A 14,725-nucleotide genomic window follows, 5' to 3' on the forward strand; every position below is an offset into this window, starting at 1 on the left:
ACTTTTTACGTTCTTAGCGTCTTGCAATTTCCTCTGCACCTCGGTATAATGTGGTTAGATTCAAAACAGAAAGCAAGGATGAAAAACCATGAAAATTCAGAATGTTTCGGATGCCGCTTTTAAGAAGTACGGCAAAGTCATCACGGGGCTCGATTGCTCCGACATTATCGCCGCCATGGCGGAAACGCCCTGCCCTGAGAACGTCGTCTATGTGCCCGGTGCAGAATCTCTCGAAAGCTGCGCGTCCGCCAAAGGCATCGCCTACACGCTCTACGGCGGCATGCCTGTGCAGATTGGCTACTGCAACGGCAACAACCATAAGTTAAACGGTCTCGAATATCACCGCGATAGTGAAGTAAACATCGCCGTCACCGACCTCATCCTGCTCATCGGCTCCGAGCAGGACATCGAAAACGGCAAGTACGATACGTCTAAGGTCGAAGCGTTCCTCGTGCCCGCCGGCACCGTTATCGAGGTTTACGCCACCACGCTGCACTATGCGCCGTGCAATGCAAACGACGGCGGCTTCAAGTGCGTCGTCGCGCTGCCGAAGGGCACGAACACCGACATCGAAAAGCGCGCGCCGAAGACCGAGGAAGACAAAATGCTTTTCGCCCGCAACAAGTGGCTGCTTATGCACCCGGAAGCGGCAGAAGAGGGTCAGTACGTCGGCCTTGTCGGCGAAAACATCTGCGTTTGATTTGCGTAGAACGCCGTAAAACCGAACAACCGGGGCATACCGCACGGCACGGTGCAGTATGCCCCTTTTCGCTCAAAATCTATCCATAATTAGGGGGAGACCCATGACATTTTATGATCTGCTCTGGTATTTTACCATTTATTCGTTTTTAGGCTGGTGCTCGGAGGTCATTTTTGCCACCGTCACCACCGGCAAGTTCGTCAACCGCGGCTTCTTAAATGGCCCCGTGTGCCCCATCTACGGCTTTGGCATGTCGCTCGTGTTGCTCGTTTTGCTGCCGTTTTCGGATAACATCCCCTTGCTGTTTATCGGCGGCGCGCTGCTCACCAGCGCCATCGAGCTTGTCGGCGGTTGGGCGCTCAAAAAATTCTTCCACACCACGTGGTGGGACTATTCCAACCAGCCCTTCAACCTCGGCGGCTATATTTGCTTAAAATTCAGCATCCTCTGGGGCCTGTGTGTCGTCGTCGTCATTCGCATTGTTCATACGGCTATCGCGTCTCTCGTGCACTGGATTCCCTTCACGCTCGGCGCAATTCTGGTCGGTATTTTCATCGCGCTGTTTATCACGGATACCATCGTCACCGTGCTTACCATCCGCAAGCTCAACGAAAAGCTCACCGTCATCAACGATATGTCCGCGCGTCTGCGCAAAGAGAGCGACGCTATCTCGAACGGCCTCGGTCGCCTGACGCTCCTTGCAGACGAGAAGATCACCGAGCAGAAGCAGGAGTTCAACGAAAAAGCCCGCCCTGTCCTCGAAGAGAAGCTTCAGGCACAGCGCGCTCAGCTTTCGGAGAAGTACGAAGAATACCGTGCGTCGCTGGAAGACCGCCGTGTGAAAGCACAGAAGTCTGCCGAAGACCTCCGTGCCCAGTGGAACAGCGTTACCTCCAAGCTCCAGCGTCATACCCAGCGCCGTTTGCTGCGCGCCTTCCCGACCATGAAAAACGACCGCACAGACGAAGCACTGCGCCGCTTGCGTGCGTGGATGGATGAAAAGAAGGAAAACTGATGCGTCGCTATGTGGAAAACGTTCCGCCCTCGCTCACGCAAAAGGAGCTGCATGACCGTGCCTACGCACTTTTGTATCGCGTCTTAAAGGACGAGTGGGGCATCGCATCGCCCGTTGTGGAAAAAACTCCGCTCGGCAAGCCGTATTTAAAAGGGGAGAACATGCCCCATATCAGCCTGAGCCACACGAAGGGCATCGTTTGCTGCGCCGTGTCGCGGAAAAATGTCGGCATCGATGCCGAATATCCCCGCCGCGTGCGGGGGAGTGCCGCAGAGCGCGTCTGTACGCCCGCAGAGCTTTGGGACATACAAAGCAGCCCCAATCCCGCCGCGCGCTTTCTGGCGTACTGGACGCTCAAAGAGAGCATCGCCAAGTGCCGCGGCACCGGCCTTTCGGAATCGTTCCAAAACTACGAGATCACCTTTCAGAACGGCATGCCGCATCTTAACGGCTACACGCTCTTTTTCGAGCAGTACGGCGTGCATTTTCTCGCCGCCGCCGAGGAAGCATAAAGCATAGCCGCCCCGCATACCTATGACCGAAAAGAAAGTCTTACCCGGTTTTCTGCGGTGAAAGGTGGCAGCAATATGATTGTATCGCTCGGCGCGAACAAAAAACGAATTTTGGCGGTGCTTGTGCTCATCGCCATAGCCGTCAGCGCGTTTTTCCTCATCCCGCGCGGCGAAAAGCGGCAGACATTCCCCGGTATGACGGGGGAGGAGCGCCTCGCGTTTTTAACGTCCTTCGGCTGGGAGGCAGAAGCGGAGCCGCAGGATGTGCGCGAGGTCGTCATTCCCGCAAAATTTAACGATGTCTATGCGGCGTATAATACGATGCAGCAGGCGCAGGGTTTCGACCTTTTGCCCTATGCCGGCGAAAAGTGCACGCAATACCGCTACCGCATCACAAACTACCCGAATACGCCCGATGGCGTCTTCGCAACGCTCCTCGTCTTTGAAGGCAATATCATCGGCGGCGATGTCGCGTCCGGCGCAGAGGATGGTTTCATGCACGGCTTTGCGGCAGACAGCGCCCGCTATGAGATGCCGAAGTCGGTCATCAAAGAGAGCGCGTCGCCCGCGCCGGACACCGGCGAATCCACACAAAATCCAACGGAAAGTGAAACAACATGAGACTCGATAAATTCCTTTCAAACGAAAATATCGGCAGCCGCAAGGCGGTCGGCACGCTGGTGCGCAGCGGTGCCGTCGCCGTCAACGGACAAGCCGTGCGCAAAAGCGATATCCAGATCGATCCCGAAAAGGACGAGATCACCGTCAACGGGAAGCCCGTGCGGTACAGCGCGTTTGTGTACATCATGCTCTATAAGCCCTCGGGCGTGCTCACCGCCACGCGTGACAGCCGCGCAGAGACCGTCTTAGACCTCCTGCCGCCGGAGCTTAAGCGCCGCGATCTGTTCCCTGCAGGCCGTCTCGATAAGGACACCACCGGCCTTCTCGTTTTAACGAACGACGGCGAGTACGCCCACCGCATGTTGGCGCCGAAAAGCCACGTCTGGAAGCGTTACCGCGCTACGCTCGACCTGCCCGCCGAAGAAAGCGACATCGCTCGCTTTGCCGCCGGCATCAAAAGCGGCGAAAATGAGTTCGCCCCTGCCGTGCTCGAAATCAGTAAGGACGATCCTCACATCGCGTGGACGGAAATTCGGGAGGGAAAGTTCCATCAGGTCAAGCGTATGTTTTCAGCGTGCGGCAAGACCGTCACGGCCCTTCACCGCGAATCCATCGGCGCTTTAACGCTCGATCCCACACTTACGCCCGGCGAAGCGAAAATTCTCGATCCGAACGCCGCAGCGTTGGTTTTTGAAAAACCTGCACAAATAATCTGAACAAAAAGCATCAAGAATTTTTGCCGTTTATTTATTTTAACTAAACTCAAAGGAAAAAGTTTGGGCAAATAAGGACTGTTCAGGGACCCGATTTTCTGCTATACTTAGTGCATTGAAAAGAGACGTTGTTCGTCACATATGGCTGCCAGGCTCTGACGTATAACAACCTATCATCAGGAGGAAAAATCTTATGGCAAGTGTAACACTTAAAAATGTCTATAAAATCTATTCCGGCGGCGTTACCGCTGTTACAGATTTCTGCTTGGACATCGAAGACAAGGAGTTCATCATTCTCGTTGGTCCTTCCGGCTGCGGTAAGTCCACCACGCTTAGAATGATCGCAGGCCTCGAAGAGATCAGCAAGGGTGAGCTTTACATCGGCGACCAGCTCGCAAACGATGTTGCTCCTAAGGACAGAGATATCGCAATGGTGTTCCAGAACTACGCTCTGTACCCGCACATGACCGTTTATGACAACATGGCATTCGGTCTGAAGCTCAGAAAGACCCCGAAGGATGAGATTAAGCGCCGCGTTGAAGAGGCTGCTCGTATCCTCGACATCTCCCACCTGCTCGACAGAAAGCCGAAGGCTCTTTCCGGTGGTCAGAGACAGCGTGTTGCTCTCGGCCGTGCTATCGTCCGTGACCCGAAGGTCTTCCTGCTCGACGAGCCGCTCTCCAACTTGGACGCTAAGCTCCGTGCGCAGATGAGAACCGAAATCGCTAAGCTTCATAAGAGACTCGGCACCACCTTTATTTACGTTACACATGACCAGACCGAGGCTATGACCATGGGTGATAGAATCGTTGTTATGAAGGACGGCTTCATCCAGCAGGTCGATACCCCGCAGAACCTGTATGATCTGCCGGTCAACGAATTCGTTGCAGGCTTCATGGGCTCCCCGCAGATGAACTTTATCGATGCTACCCTCGTTAAGGAAGGCGCAGATTACTACGTCACCTTCGGCGCAGCTAAGATTAAGGTTCCGGCAAACAAGGCTAACGCTGAAATCGCTAACTATGTTGGCAAAGAGATCGTCTTCGGCATCCGTCCGGAAGACGTACACGATGAGCCGGAGTTCATCGAGAAGCACCCGGAGGCCAGAGCTACGGCTGACGTTGAAGTTACCGAGCTGATGGGCGCAGAGACCTATCTGTACCTCAACTGCGAAGGCAATGCTCTTACCGCCCGTGTTGAGCCGACTTCCACCGCTAAGACCGGTGACAAGACCACGATCGCTCTCGACATGAACAAGATGCACCTCTTCGACAAAGAAACCGAGAAGACCATCCTCAACTAATCGGTTTTATAAACAGCATACAGACGGCGTTCCCAATCGGGAGCGCCGTTTTTGCGTATCACACGTGCCGGTATTCTTCCTCACAAGCTTTCGGCACAGGTCGCGCAGCTTCACACCGAATCTGTCTGCGCTGCGTCTGGCATTTCACTATCTTTAAAAAGCATTTGCATCGTGCGAAAACTGTGGTATACTGAAATCAGAACATTCAGAACATAAGGGAGTGCTTTTACATGTTTGTAACAGAAGATATTCGCTATATCGGCGTAAACGACCATGACGTAGACCTTTTTGAGGGACAGTACACCGTAGAAAACGGCATGTCCTATAATTCCTATGTCATCCTCGATGAAAAAGTTGCCGTCATGGATACGGTAGACGCCCACTTCGGCGTGGAATGGCTGCAAAACCTCGAAACGGAGCTTAACGGCCGTCGCCCGGATTACCTCGTTGTGCAGCACATGGAGCCGGACCATTCCGCCAATATCGCCGTCTTTATGGAGACATACCCGGAGGCGCAGATCGTCTCCTCTGCCAAGGCGTTCGTCATGATGCAGCAGTTCTTCGGCACGGATTTCCCGGAGCGCAAGGTTGTCGTCGGCGAGGGCAGTACGCTCAAGCTCGGTCGTCATACTTTGACGTTTGTCACCGCGCCCATGGTGCACTGGCCGGAGGTTATCGTCACATACGACAGTACAGATAAAGTCCTCTTTTCCGCAGACGGCTTCGGCAAGTTCGATGCGCTTGACGTGGAGGAAGATTGGGCCGACGAAGCCCGCCGTTACTACATCGGCATCGTCGGTAAGTACGGCGCACAGGTGCAGGCGCTCCTTAAAAAAGCCGCCGCGCTCGACATCGCCATCATTTGCCCGCTGCACGGTCCGGTTTTAAACGAAAATCTCGGCTATTATCTCGATAAATACAACACATGGTCGTCCTACGCGGTCGAGGACGAGGGCGTTGTCATCGCCTACACCTCCGTCTACGGCCATACGAAAGAAGCTGTGGAGGAGCTTGCCGAAAAGCTGAATCAGCGCGGCTGCCCGAACGTCGTTGTCGCAGACCTCGCCCGCTGCGATATGGCGGAGGCCGTTGCCGATGCGTTCCGTTACAGCAAGCTCGTGCTCGCCACAACGACCTATAATGCGACGATTTTCCCGCATATGCAGAACTTTATCGACCATCTCACCGCTCGCAATTATCAGGGCCGCACTGTCGGCATGATTGAAAACGGCGCGTGGGCGCCTATGGCGGCAAAGGTCATGAAAAAGATGCTGGAAACGAGCAAGAACCTCACCTACACGGATACCACCGTCACCGTAAAGTGCGCCTTGAACGATGCCTCCCGCGCCCAGATTGACGCCCTCGCAGATGAGTTGTGCAAGTAAACTGAAATTGAAGCTTTAAGCAACATCCCGGTCGTAAAATTTCGGCCGGGATTTTTGTGCAAAAAGATGTCCTGTGATGGCCTCTCATGTCCTTGCTTTTTGCGAAAAAATGTGTTATACTGGCTAAAAGAAACAATAGTTCGATTAAAACGGTGTGCGTGAGCGTACACAAAACCGCGTTTTGCGTGCAGTGAACGAACAGGCCTCCGTTTTTTAAGGGGGATACTATGCCCAAAAATCCGATTGTATTCACGCTCGATGGCCGTCGCTGCACCTGCCTTTTGCCGGAGGGAAAGCCCAAGAGGCTCTATGTACTGTGCGGGTGGGAGATGGAAAAGCTGATGATGCTACTCGCCGAAGATGCGCCGGAGATATTATTTTTTTCTACGGAAATCGACGGCGGCCGGGATTTCACCCCGTGGGAAGCGGAGCCCATTTGGCCCGGTGAGCCGTTTTCGGGCGGCGGGGAAGACTACTTAAAATTCCTGACAGACACGGCGCTGCCGTATTTAGAGGAGCGTTTCGGCGCGCCGGCGGAACCCGAAAACTGTGCGCTGCTGGGGTATTCGCTCGGCGGATTATTTGCGCTTTGGGCGCTGACGAAAACGGAAAAATTCGGTGCAGGTGCAAGCCTTTCCGGCTCTTTGTGGTACCCGCAGTTTTTGAAATATTTGGAGAACTGTCCGCCTAAAAAGGACACCGCAATATACTTATCCCTCGGCGACCGCGAACCGCTCGGCGGCCCGCCCGTCATGCGGACAGTGGGCGACTGCACGGAAATGGCGAAGGAGATTTTAAGCAATCACGGCTGCAAGGTATTCTTCGAGTGGAATCAAGGCGGGCACGGCAAAGGCGTCACCAAACGCTGGCAGCGCGCCGTGCGCAGACTTTTGACCATGATGGCAAAAACGGTGGAAAAGTAAGATAAAATGCGGTTTTAATCGTTAATGATGGTGGAAAACGGAGAGGGGCGAAGCGTAATGCAAGAGCAGATCGAGCGGGAAGGCTGTTTTTGCGGAAGGCGGATTGAATGTAATTTGCGCAGGTTTGCGTGATAAAAAGTCAGGGCTTATGCAGGTTTTGCAGACGGAAGGAGACGCGAAATGGAACAGCAGAGCTTATTTGGAAACCGGGCGGGGCAGGACATGCCGCTTGCGACGCGGATGCGGCCGCGGACGCTGGAGGAATTTGCGGGGCAGCGCCATTTGCTCGGCAAGGGCAAGGTGCTGCGGCAGCTGATTGAAGAAGACCGCGTGTCTTCCATGATTTTCTGGGGGCCGCCGGGCGTGGGTAAAACGACGCTGGCGCAGATCATTGCGGCGCGGACGAAGGCGAATTTCATCAATTTCAGCGCCGTGACGAGCGGCATCAAGGAAATTCGCGGCGTGATGAGCGAGGCGGAGCAGAACCATCGTATGGGTGAGCGCACGCTGCTGTTTATCGACGAAATCCACCGCTTTAATAAGGCGCAGCAGGACGCGTTTTTGCCGTTTGTGGAAAAGGGCAGCATCGTGCTCATCGGTGCGACGACAGAGAACCCCTCGTTTGAGGTGAACGCCGCACTTTTGTCGCGCTGCAAGGTGTTCGTTTTGCAGGCACTTTCCGAGGATGAGCTTGTGGAGCTGATGAAGCGCGCAATCAAAGACCCGCGCGGCTTCGGTAACCAGACGGTGGAGATCACCGATGAGATGTTGAAAATGCTTGCAGCGTTTGCAAACGGTGACGCGCGAACGGCGCTGGGAACGCTGGAGATGGTCGTTTTGAACGGGCACCGCGAGGGCGACAAGACGACCGTGACGATGGAGACGCTGGAGCAGTGCATCAGCCGCAAGTCGCTTTTGTACGACAAAACCGGCGAGGAGCACTACAACATCATCTCGGCGCTGCACAAATCGATGCGCAACAGCGACCCGGACGCGGCGGTCTACTGGCTTTCGCGTATGCTGGAGGCGGGCGAAGACCCGCTGTATGTGGCGCGGCGGCTCATTCGGTTCGCGAGCGAGGACGTGGGCATGGCGGACAGCCGCGCACTGGAGATCGCCGTGGCGGCGTATCAGGCGAGCCATTTTATCGGTATGCCGGAGTGCTCGGTGAATTTGACGCACGCCGTGGTGTATTTGTCGATGGCGCCGAAATCAAACGCGCTGTATGTGGCGTATGAGAGTGCGAAAAGGGACGCACAGAAAATGCTCTCCGAGCCGGTGCCGCTCGTCATCCGCAACGCGCCAACAAAGCTTATGAAGGAGCTGCATTACGGCGAGGGGTACGAATATGCGCACGATACGGCGGAAAAGCTGACCGCGATGCAGTGCTTGCCGGATTCGCTTGCCGGAAAGAAGTATTACAGACCGACGGAGCAGGGCAGCGAAGCAAGGGTGAAGGAGCGACTGCGGCAGATTGAAGCGTGGAAGGCGGAGCGGAGGAAGAAGTGAGGTTGCGTTGAGCAAAACTTTTGACAACGATTGACGAGAGAGCGTGAAAATTCGGGGGCGTTTTATGTTGGCGGTTAAGTTTTACGAAGATGTGAAAGACGAGCTGCTGCGTTTTGCGGTTGTTATTGCGAAGCATGACGGAAAATGGGTGCTTTGTAAGCACAAGAAGCGCGAGACGCTGGAGTTTCCGGGCGGGCACAGAGAGACGGGGGAGGCGATTGCAGAGACGGCGAAGCGCGAGCTTATGGAAGAAACGGGTGCGGTGAAATTTGAGATTCGTCCGATCTGCGTGTACTCCGTGACGGGCAAAACGCGCGTGAACGAGACGGGCGAGGAAGCGTTCGGCGGGCTGTTTTATGCGGAAATCGCATCGTTTGGGGAGATACACAGCGAGATGGAGAAAATTGTATTATGCGACGCTCTGCCGGAAAACTGGACGTACCCGGAAATTCAGCCGGCACTTTTGAAAGAGGCGGAAAGACGGGGGTTCGGCGTATAAACGGACATAAAGAAAGCACGCAGAGCATGAAAATCTGCGTGCTTTTTGTGTGTATTGTATTGACTTGAAGCGCCGGGGCGTCTTCAGTTTTTCGGTTTGTTTTTTTCAAAGAGGATGGAGAGCCCTTTAAGGAGCAGGTCGTCATCTAAGATGATCTTGTTGCGGCAAAGGGGCGCGATGACGGAGGAGAGTCCGCCGGTTGCGACGACCGTGCAGGGGGTGTTTAATTCCACGTTGATGCGGTCGATGAGGCCGTCCAGTGCGCCGGCGTTGCCGTAGAGCAGGCCGCTTTTGAGGCAATCTACGGAATTTGTGCCGATGGTGTGCTTCGGCAGCTCGAACGCGACCTTCGGCAGCTGCGCGGTGCGGCTTGCGAGGGCATCGTGCGAGACGGCCACACCCGGCAGAATCATGCCGCCGCGGTATCCGCCCTCCGCATCCAGAACGGAGACGGTGGTGGCGGTACCCATATCGATGATGATCTGCGGGAGGGGATAGTGGTGGATGCCCGCGACGGCGTCCACGACGAGGTCGCTGCCGAGCTGGGCGGGATTATCGATGTGGATGCGCAGGCCGGTTTTGATGCCGGGGCCGACGACGAGCGGCGTGAGGTGCAGGTATTTGTGCACCGCGTCGCGCATGGTGAGCGTGACGGCCGGGACGACGGATGAGAGAATCGCGCCGTCAACCGCGGTGATGTCTGCGCGGTTCATATCAAACGCCATTTTGAGCATGGCGGCATATTCGAGCACCGTTGCGGTGGGGTTTGTGGAAACGCGTTCGCGGAAAATGACCTGTCCATCGGCACAGCAGCCGATGACAATGTTGGTGTTGCCGATATCGATGGCTAAGATCATGGTAGGACCTCCTTTTAATCTGCTTTTTTAGCGGGTGTTTGAATAAACCCGGCTTTTAAGAGAACGCTGCCGACGGCGCCGGTGATGACGGTGGACGAGAGCATCTCGAACACGGCGTTGACGCCGACGAACGCGCAGACGAACAGCAGAATGTTTTGGCCGTTGATCAAGCCCTGCATGTACTCGGTTTGCCCGAAAAGCAGGATGAGTGCGGACATGAAGAAAAGCGTATTTAAGAACGCAGCGGCGAAGCCCGTGACGAAGCACGCGGCGACGCGGTTCAGCTTACTGACGCTGCGGAAGATGTAGCCGAGCAAAAAGCCGTCCAGCATACGCGGGACAAAGCACAGCAAAATGGAGAAAAACGGGTTGATGCTAAAAAGCGTGGACCCGAGCATACTCACACCGCCGACGCCGATCGCCTGCAGAAAGCTTGTGAGGCCGAAGACGGATCCTGCGATGAGACCACCTACAGGTCCGAGGGCCAGTGCGGACACGGCAACCGGGATAACGTTGAACGTGATGGCGAGCGGCCCGATGTTCAGATAGCCGAGCGGCGTAAAGGACATCAGCAGCAAAAGCGCCGTCATCAGGCCGAGCAGAGTGAGCTGCTTTGCGTTAAATTTCTTGTTCATATTCAATTTTCCTTTCTTGTTATTATTCTCCGTAGGAGATACAATACAATACGAAAAAAGTATAGCACAGATTTTGAAAAATCGCAATGTTTTCTATTGACTTTGACGCGGCGTAAAGTGATAAACTGGGCTTAGCCCGAGAGGAGGACGAAAGATGAAAAGTGAGCTGTTCAGTATTTAGTGCAGCGCTTTTTTGGGACAGACCTTGGTGCATGCATAGCACAGGATGCACTCCGTGGCGTTTTTGCGCTTTCGGCTTTCTTTGTTGACCTCGACGTTCATCGGGCAGACCTTCAGGCATTTGCCGCATTGGACACATTTGCTTTCATCGCAATGTACGCGCAGGAGTGAAAAATAGCTCATCGGCTTTAAGAAGACGGTGATCGGGCAAAGATATTTGCAGAACGCGCGGTTATCCTTAAAAATAAACGCGAGCGCGATGCCGCCGGCATAGTAAAGAATGTTGCCGATGAGGAACAGCCAGAACATGATGCGCTCGAGGTTCGAGAACTTCATCAGGAACAGGGCGGAGACGAGCGCGAACGAGAGCGCGAACATCACATAGCGCAGCGTGCCCAGCTTTTCTTTGCGGGGCTTTTGCGGCACTTTGAACGGGAGCAAGTCTAAGACCATGGCTGTCCAGCAGGCATAACCGCACCAGCCGCGGCCGAAAAGCAGCGGGCCGAAAATTTTTGCGACGGCGTAGTGAATCGTCGCCGCCTCGAACACGCCGGAAAACAGATAGTACCAAAAGCCCTCAATCTGCATGTTCTCCTGCGACATCAGTCCCAGATACACGAGCATGTAAAGACCGACTGCAAGCTGCACAAACTGCCGCGCATAGCGTTTTCCCGCGGTGAAAAGCGCTAAGCCGACCGAAAGGCAAGAACCTATGTAGCTGAAATTGAATAAATAAAACAGGTTGCTTTTTGTGAGCCACAGCGTAACCGCTACGCCTTCAAAAAGCAGAAACATCAAAGCCGATGCCCGATACTTTTTCAAGATGAGCCTCCTTGTAACTGTGCTTTGTACATGTTGTGCGTTTGAAATTTAATTTTACGCTTTCATTCTACCATATCCCGTATAAAACACAAGGGAAATCTATCGCATAACGGAAAAGGCATTTTATGAAAGAAGCGGGGCTTTGTGCGGGGTAGGGCGGGAATGGGGGAAATGAGCAAAGATGGGGCGGAAAAACGGCTTATTCTGTACACTTTTCCGTCGTAAAAAACATTGACATTTGGTACCAAAATCGCTATAATAAAGAACATTAGTGTACGCATTTACCCGTTTTTCGGAATTACAAATAAAGGTGGTTTATTTACTATGGCAGAAAAGGCATATTATGTTACAGAGGAAGGCCTTGCGGCATTGCAGGCTGAACTGGAGGATTTGAAGGTCAACCGCAGAAAAGAAGTTGCGGAAAAAATTAAAGAAGCGCTTTCTTTCGGCGACCTTTCCGAGAACAGCGAATATGACGAAGCAAAGAACGATCAGGCTATCCTTGAGGCGCGCATCGCCGACCTTGAAGTGATGGTGAGCAACGCACGCGTCATCGAGAAGGAAAACCTTGCGGCAGATACTGTGCACATCGGTTCTTCCGTATTTGTAAAAACGAAACGTGCGGACGGCAGTGAAGCCGAGCGCAGCTTCAGCATTGTGGGCTCTAACGAAGCAAACCCGCGCCAGGGCAAGATCTCCGATGAATCCGCCGTGGGCAAAGCACTTGTCGGCGCGAAGGTCGGACAGACCGTTGAAGTGGAGACACCCGCAGGCATCGTGGAGTACACGATCATCTCCGTATCTTAATTGAGAATCAGGCGGTGCGGATGGAAAATCCGCCCGCTTTTTTTGTGACCGCCGTGCGGCGGGGAAAGGAAGGCAGAAAATGGCAGAAAAGAAGACCCCGGAAACGGAAGCGGAACTGACCGAAGTGCTGCGCGTACGCAGAGAGAAGCTCGCTCAGCTTGTAGAAGACGGCAAAGACCCGTTCCAGATCACGAAATTTGACGTGACGCACCACAGCGCGGAAATTAAAGACGATTTCGACGCACTTGAGGGCAAAGAAGTTGTGGTGGCCGGCCGTATGATGAGCAAGCGCGTCATGGGCAAGGCATCGTTCTGCAATGTGCAGGACTTAAAGGGCGGCATCCAGTGCTATGTGGCGCGTGACGCTGTGGGCGAAGACAGCTACAAGGATTTTAAGAAATTTGACATCGGCGACATCATCGGCGTGCGCGGCGAGGTGTTCAAGACAAAAACCGGCGAGATTTCTATTCACGCTTCGGCTGTGACGCTGCTCTCGAAGAGCCTGCAGGTGCTGCCGGAGAAGTTCCACGGCCTGACGAACACCGATATGCGCTACCGCCAGAGATACGTCGATCTCATCGTGAACCCGGAAGTGAAGGACACGTTTGTAAAGCGCTCGAAGATCATTAAGGAGATCCGCAATTTCCTCGACGGCAGAGGATTTATGGAAGTGGAGACCCCGATGCTGGTTTCGAATGCCGGCGGTGCGGCGGCGCGCCCGTTTGAGACGCATTATAATGCGCTGAACGAAGACGTGAAGCTGCGTATTTCTCTGGAGCTTTACCTGAAGCGCCTCATCGTAGGCGGCCTTGAAAAGGTTTACGAGATTGGCCGTGTGTTCCGCAACGAGGGCGTCGATACGCGCCACAACCCGGAGTTCACGCTGATGGAGCTTTACCAGGCCTACACGGATTATTACGGCATGATGGAGCTGACGGAGAACATGTTCCGTTACCTTGCCGAGAAGGTGTGCGGCAGCGCGGTCATCACGTATAACGGTGAGGAAATCGACCTCTCGAAGCCGTTTGCGCGCTTGACGATGAACGACGCCATCAAGAAGTATGCGGGCATCGACTTTGACGAGGTGAGGACCGACGAAGAAGCGAAGGCGCTTGCAAAAGAGCACCACATTGAATATGAGGAGCGCCACACGAAAGGCGACATCATCAACCTGTTCTTTGAGGAATACTGCGAGAAGGAGCTCATTCAGCCGACGTTCATCATGGACCACCCGCTGGCGATTTCTCCGCTGACGAAGAAGAAGCCGAGCGACCCGACGAAGGTGGAGCGCTTTGAGCTGTTCATCAACACGTGGGAAATGTGCAACGCGTACTCCGAGCTGAACGACCCGATCGACCAGAGAGAGCGTTTTGCGGCGCAGGACGCGGCGTTTGCTGCGGGCGACGAGGAAGCGAACCACACGGACGAGGATTTCCTGAATGCGCTTGAGTACGGCATGCCCCCGACGGGCGGCATCGGCTACGGCATCGACCGCCTTGTGATGCTGCTGACGGATTCCCCGGCCATCCGCGATGTTTTGCTGTTCCCGACAATGAAACCCTTGAATGGTGTAAAGGACGAAAATGGTGTAAGCTCTGAGGCGGTTGAAGCCCCGAAAGCGGAGCCGGAAAAGATAGATTTCTCCAAAGTAGAGATCGAGCCTTTATTCAAAGATTTCGTGGATTTTGAGACTTTCTCTAAGTCTGATTTCAGAGCCGTCAAGGTGCTTGCCTGCGAAGCGGTGCCGAAGTCCAAGAAGCTCTTAAAATTCACGCTGGACGACGGTACAGGCGAAAACAGGACGATTTTAAGCGGTATCCACGCCTATTACGAGCCGGAGGAGCTTGTCGGAAAGACTTGCATTGCAATCGTCAACTTGCCGCCAAGACCGATGATGGGTATTGATTCCTGCGGTATGTTGATAAGCGCCGTACACCACGAGGAAGGCGAAGAAAAGCTCCATCTTCTGATGGTAGACGACCACATTCCGGCAGGCGCAAAGCTCTACTAAAACGAGATGTACTTCATTTTCCGAAAAGCTCGGAATTTACACAAATACACCAATTTTACACCAATCGCTGCCAAAATCGGTGCAGCAACAAAAAAATCGCATAATTTTTAGTTTCACACTGCCCCTGAGAAGTTATGGCTTCTCAGGGGCTTCTGTATTTTCTCATAGTTTTTATTCGCCCTTGTCGCAAACTATACCAATCCACGCTTTCTCAATATAATGAAGATAATCGC

General features: G+C 54.0%; 15 protein-coding genes. 12 read left to right on the forward strand and 3 right to left on the reverse strand.

The features are described 5' to 3' along the window. Positions 1-88: 88 nt before the first annotated feature. The 10 genes from ACI0CA_RS04265 to ACI0CA_RS04310 all read left to right on the forward strand — a co-directional run bounded on the left by ACI0CA_RS04265 (position 89) and on the right by ACI0CA_RS04310 (position 9,180). On the forward strand, positions 89-700 hold the full coding sequence (locus tag ACI0CA_RS04265; protein ID WP_308449109.1) for a DUF4867 family protein: 612 nt from the start codon (positions 89-91) through the stop codon (positions 698-700). 103 nt (positions 701-803) lie between these two features. Then, positions 804-1,715 carry a putative ABC transporter permease gene (locus tag ACI0CA_RS04270; RefSeq protein ID WP_308449110.1) on the forward strand — a complete coding sequence of 304 codons (912 nt, stop codon included), beginning with the start codon at positions 804-806 and terminating at the stop codon, positions 1,713-1,715. After that, positions 1,715-2,227 (forward strand): 4'-phosphopantetheinyl transferase family protein, encoded by a 513-nt coding sequence (locus ACI0CA_RS04275; RefSeq protein WP_308449111.1) that lies wholly within the window; start codon positions 1,715-1,717, stop codon positions 2,225-2,227. Before ACI0CA_RS04270 ends, ACI0CA_RS04275 begins: the two co-directional genes overlap by 1 nt. Positions 2,228-2,302: 75 nt before the next feature. After that, positions 2,303-2,848 carry a DUF4830 domain-containing protein gene (locus ACI0CA_RS04280; protein WP_176820132.1) on the forward strand — a complete coding sequence of 182 codons (546 nt, stop codon included), beginning with the start codon at positions 2,303-2,305 and terminating at the stop codon, positions 2,846-2,848. After that, positions 2,845-3,564 (forward strand): pseudouridine synthase, encoded by a 720-nt coding sequence (locus tag ACI0CA_RS04285; RefSeq protein WP_308449112.1) that lies wholly within the window; start codon positions 2,845-2,847, stop codon positions 3,562-3,564. The genes ACI0CA_RS04280 and ACI0CA_RS04285 overlap by 4 nt, the downstream gene beginning before the upstream one ends. Positions 3,565-3,754: 190 nt before the next feature. Continuing rightward, the gene (locus ACI0CA_RS04290; protein WP_308449113.1) at positions 3,755-4,864 is read left to right on the forward strand and encodes an ABC transporter ATP-binding protein; all 1,110 of its coding nucleotides are present in this window, start codon (positions 3,755-3,757) and stop codon (positions 4,862-4,864) included. A 230-nt stretch (positions 4,865-5,094) separates the two neighbouring features. After that, positions 5,095-6,249, forward strand: coding sequence for an FprA family A-type flavoprotein (locus ACI0CA_RS04295; protein WP_308449114.1), 1,155 nt, complete (start codon positions 5,095-5,097; stop codon positions 6,247-6,249). Positions 6,250-6,476: 227 nt separating this feature from the next. Then, entirely contained in the window at positions 6,477-7,172 is a 696-nt protein-coding gene (locus ACI0CA_RS04300; RefSeq protein ID WP_308449115.1) for an alpha/beta hydrolase, read from the forward strand. 180 nt (positions 7,173-7,352) lie between these two features. Beyond that, positions 7,353-8,681 carry a replication-associated recombination protein A gene (locus ACI0CA_RS04305; protein WP_308449116.1) on the forward strand — a complete coding sequence of 443 codons (1,329 nt, stop codon included), beginning with the start codon at positions 7,353-7,355 and terminating at the stop codon, positions 8,679-8,681. Between the two features lie 64 nt (positions 8,682-8,745). Further along, positions 8,746-9,180 carry an NUDIX hydrolase gene (locus ACI0CA_RS04310; protein ID WP_412278189.1) on the forward strand — a complete coding sequence of 145 codons (435 nt, stop codon included), beginning with the start codon at positions 8,746-8,748 and terminating at the stop codon, positions 9,178-9,180. Between the two features lie 83 nt (positions 9,181-9,263). Here the strand turns inward: ACI0CA_RS04310 and ACI0CA_RS04315 are convergent, their stop codons facing one another. From ACI0CA_RS04315 to ACI0CA_RS04325, 3 genes are all read right to left on the reverse strand, one after another. Beyond that, positions 9,264-10,037 (reverse strand): type III pantothenate kinase, encoded by a 774-nt coding sequence (locus ACI0CA_RS04315; protein WP_412278187.1) that lies wholly within the window; start codon positions 10,035-10,037, stop codon positions 9,264-9,266. A 14-nt stretch (positions 10,038-10,051) separates the two neighbouring features. After that, positions 10,052-10,672 (reverse strand): ECF transporter S component, encoded by a 621-nt coding sequence (locus ACI0CA_RS04320; protein ID WP_176820139.1) that lies wholly within the window; start codon positions 10,670-10,672, stop codon positions 10,052-10,054. 177 nt (positions 10,673-10,849) lie between these two features. Then, positions 10,850-11,674: a 4Fe-4S binding protein gene (locus ACI0CA_RS04325; RefSeq protein ID WP_343284837.1), complete on the reverse strand. Its 825-nt coding sequence runs from the start codon at positions 11,672-11,674 to the stop codon at positions 10,850-10,852. A 324-nt stretch (positions 11,675-11,998) separates the two neighbouring features. On the opposite strand from ACI0CA_RS04325, the gene greA reads away from it, so the two are divergent. Together greA and lysS are read left to right on the forward strand one after the other, a co-directional pair. Next, positions 11,999-12,481 carry a transcription elongation factor GreA gene (greA, locus tag ACI0CA_RS04330; RefSeq protein ID WP_176820141.1) on the forward strand — a complete coding sequence of 161 codons (483 nt, stop codon included), beginning with the start codon at positions 11,999-12,001 and terminating at the stop codon, positions 12,479-12,481. Positions 12,482-12,560: 79 nt separating this feature from the next. After that, positions 12,561-14,492, forward strand: a complete 1,932-nt coding sequence (lysS, locus tag ACI0CA_RS04335) for a lysine--tRNA ligase (protein WP_446806530.1) — start codon at positions 12,561-12,563, stop codon at positions 14,490-14,492. Positions 14,493-14,725: the final 233 nt, after the last annotated feature.

Source organism: Hominenteromicrobium mulieris (assembly GCF_046197855.1).
Classification (GTDB): domain Bacteria; phylum Bacillota; class Clostridia; order Oscillospirales; family Acutalibacteraceae; genus Hominenteromicrobium; species Hominenteromicrobium mulieris.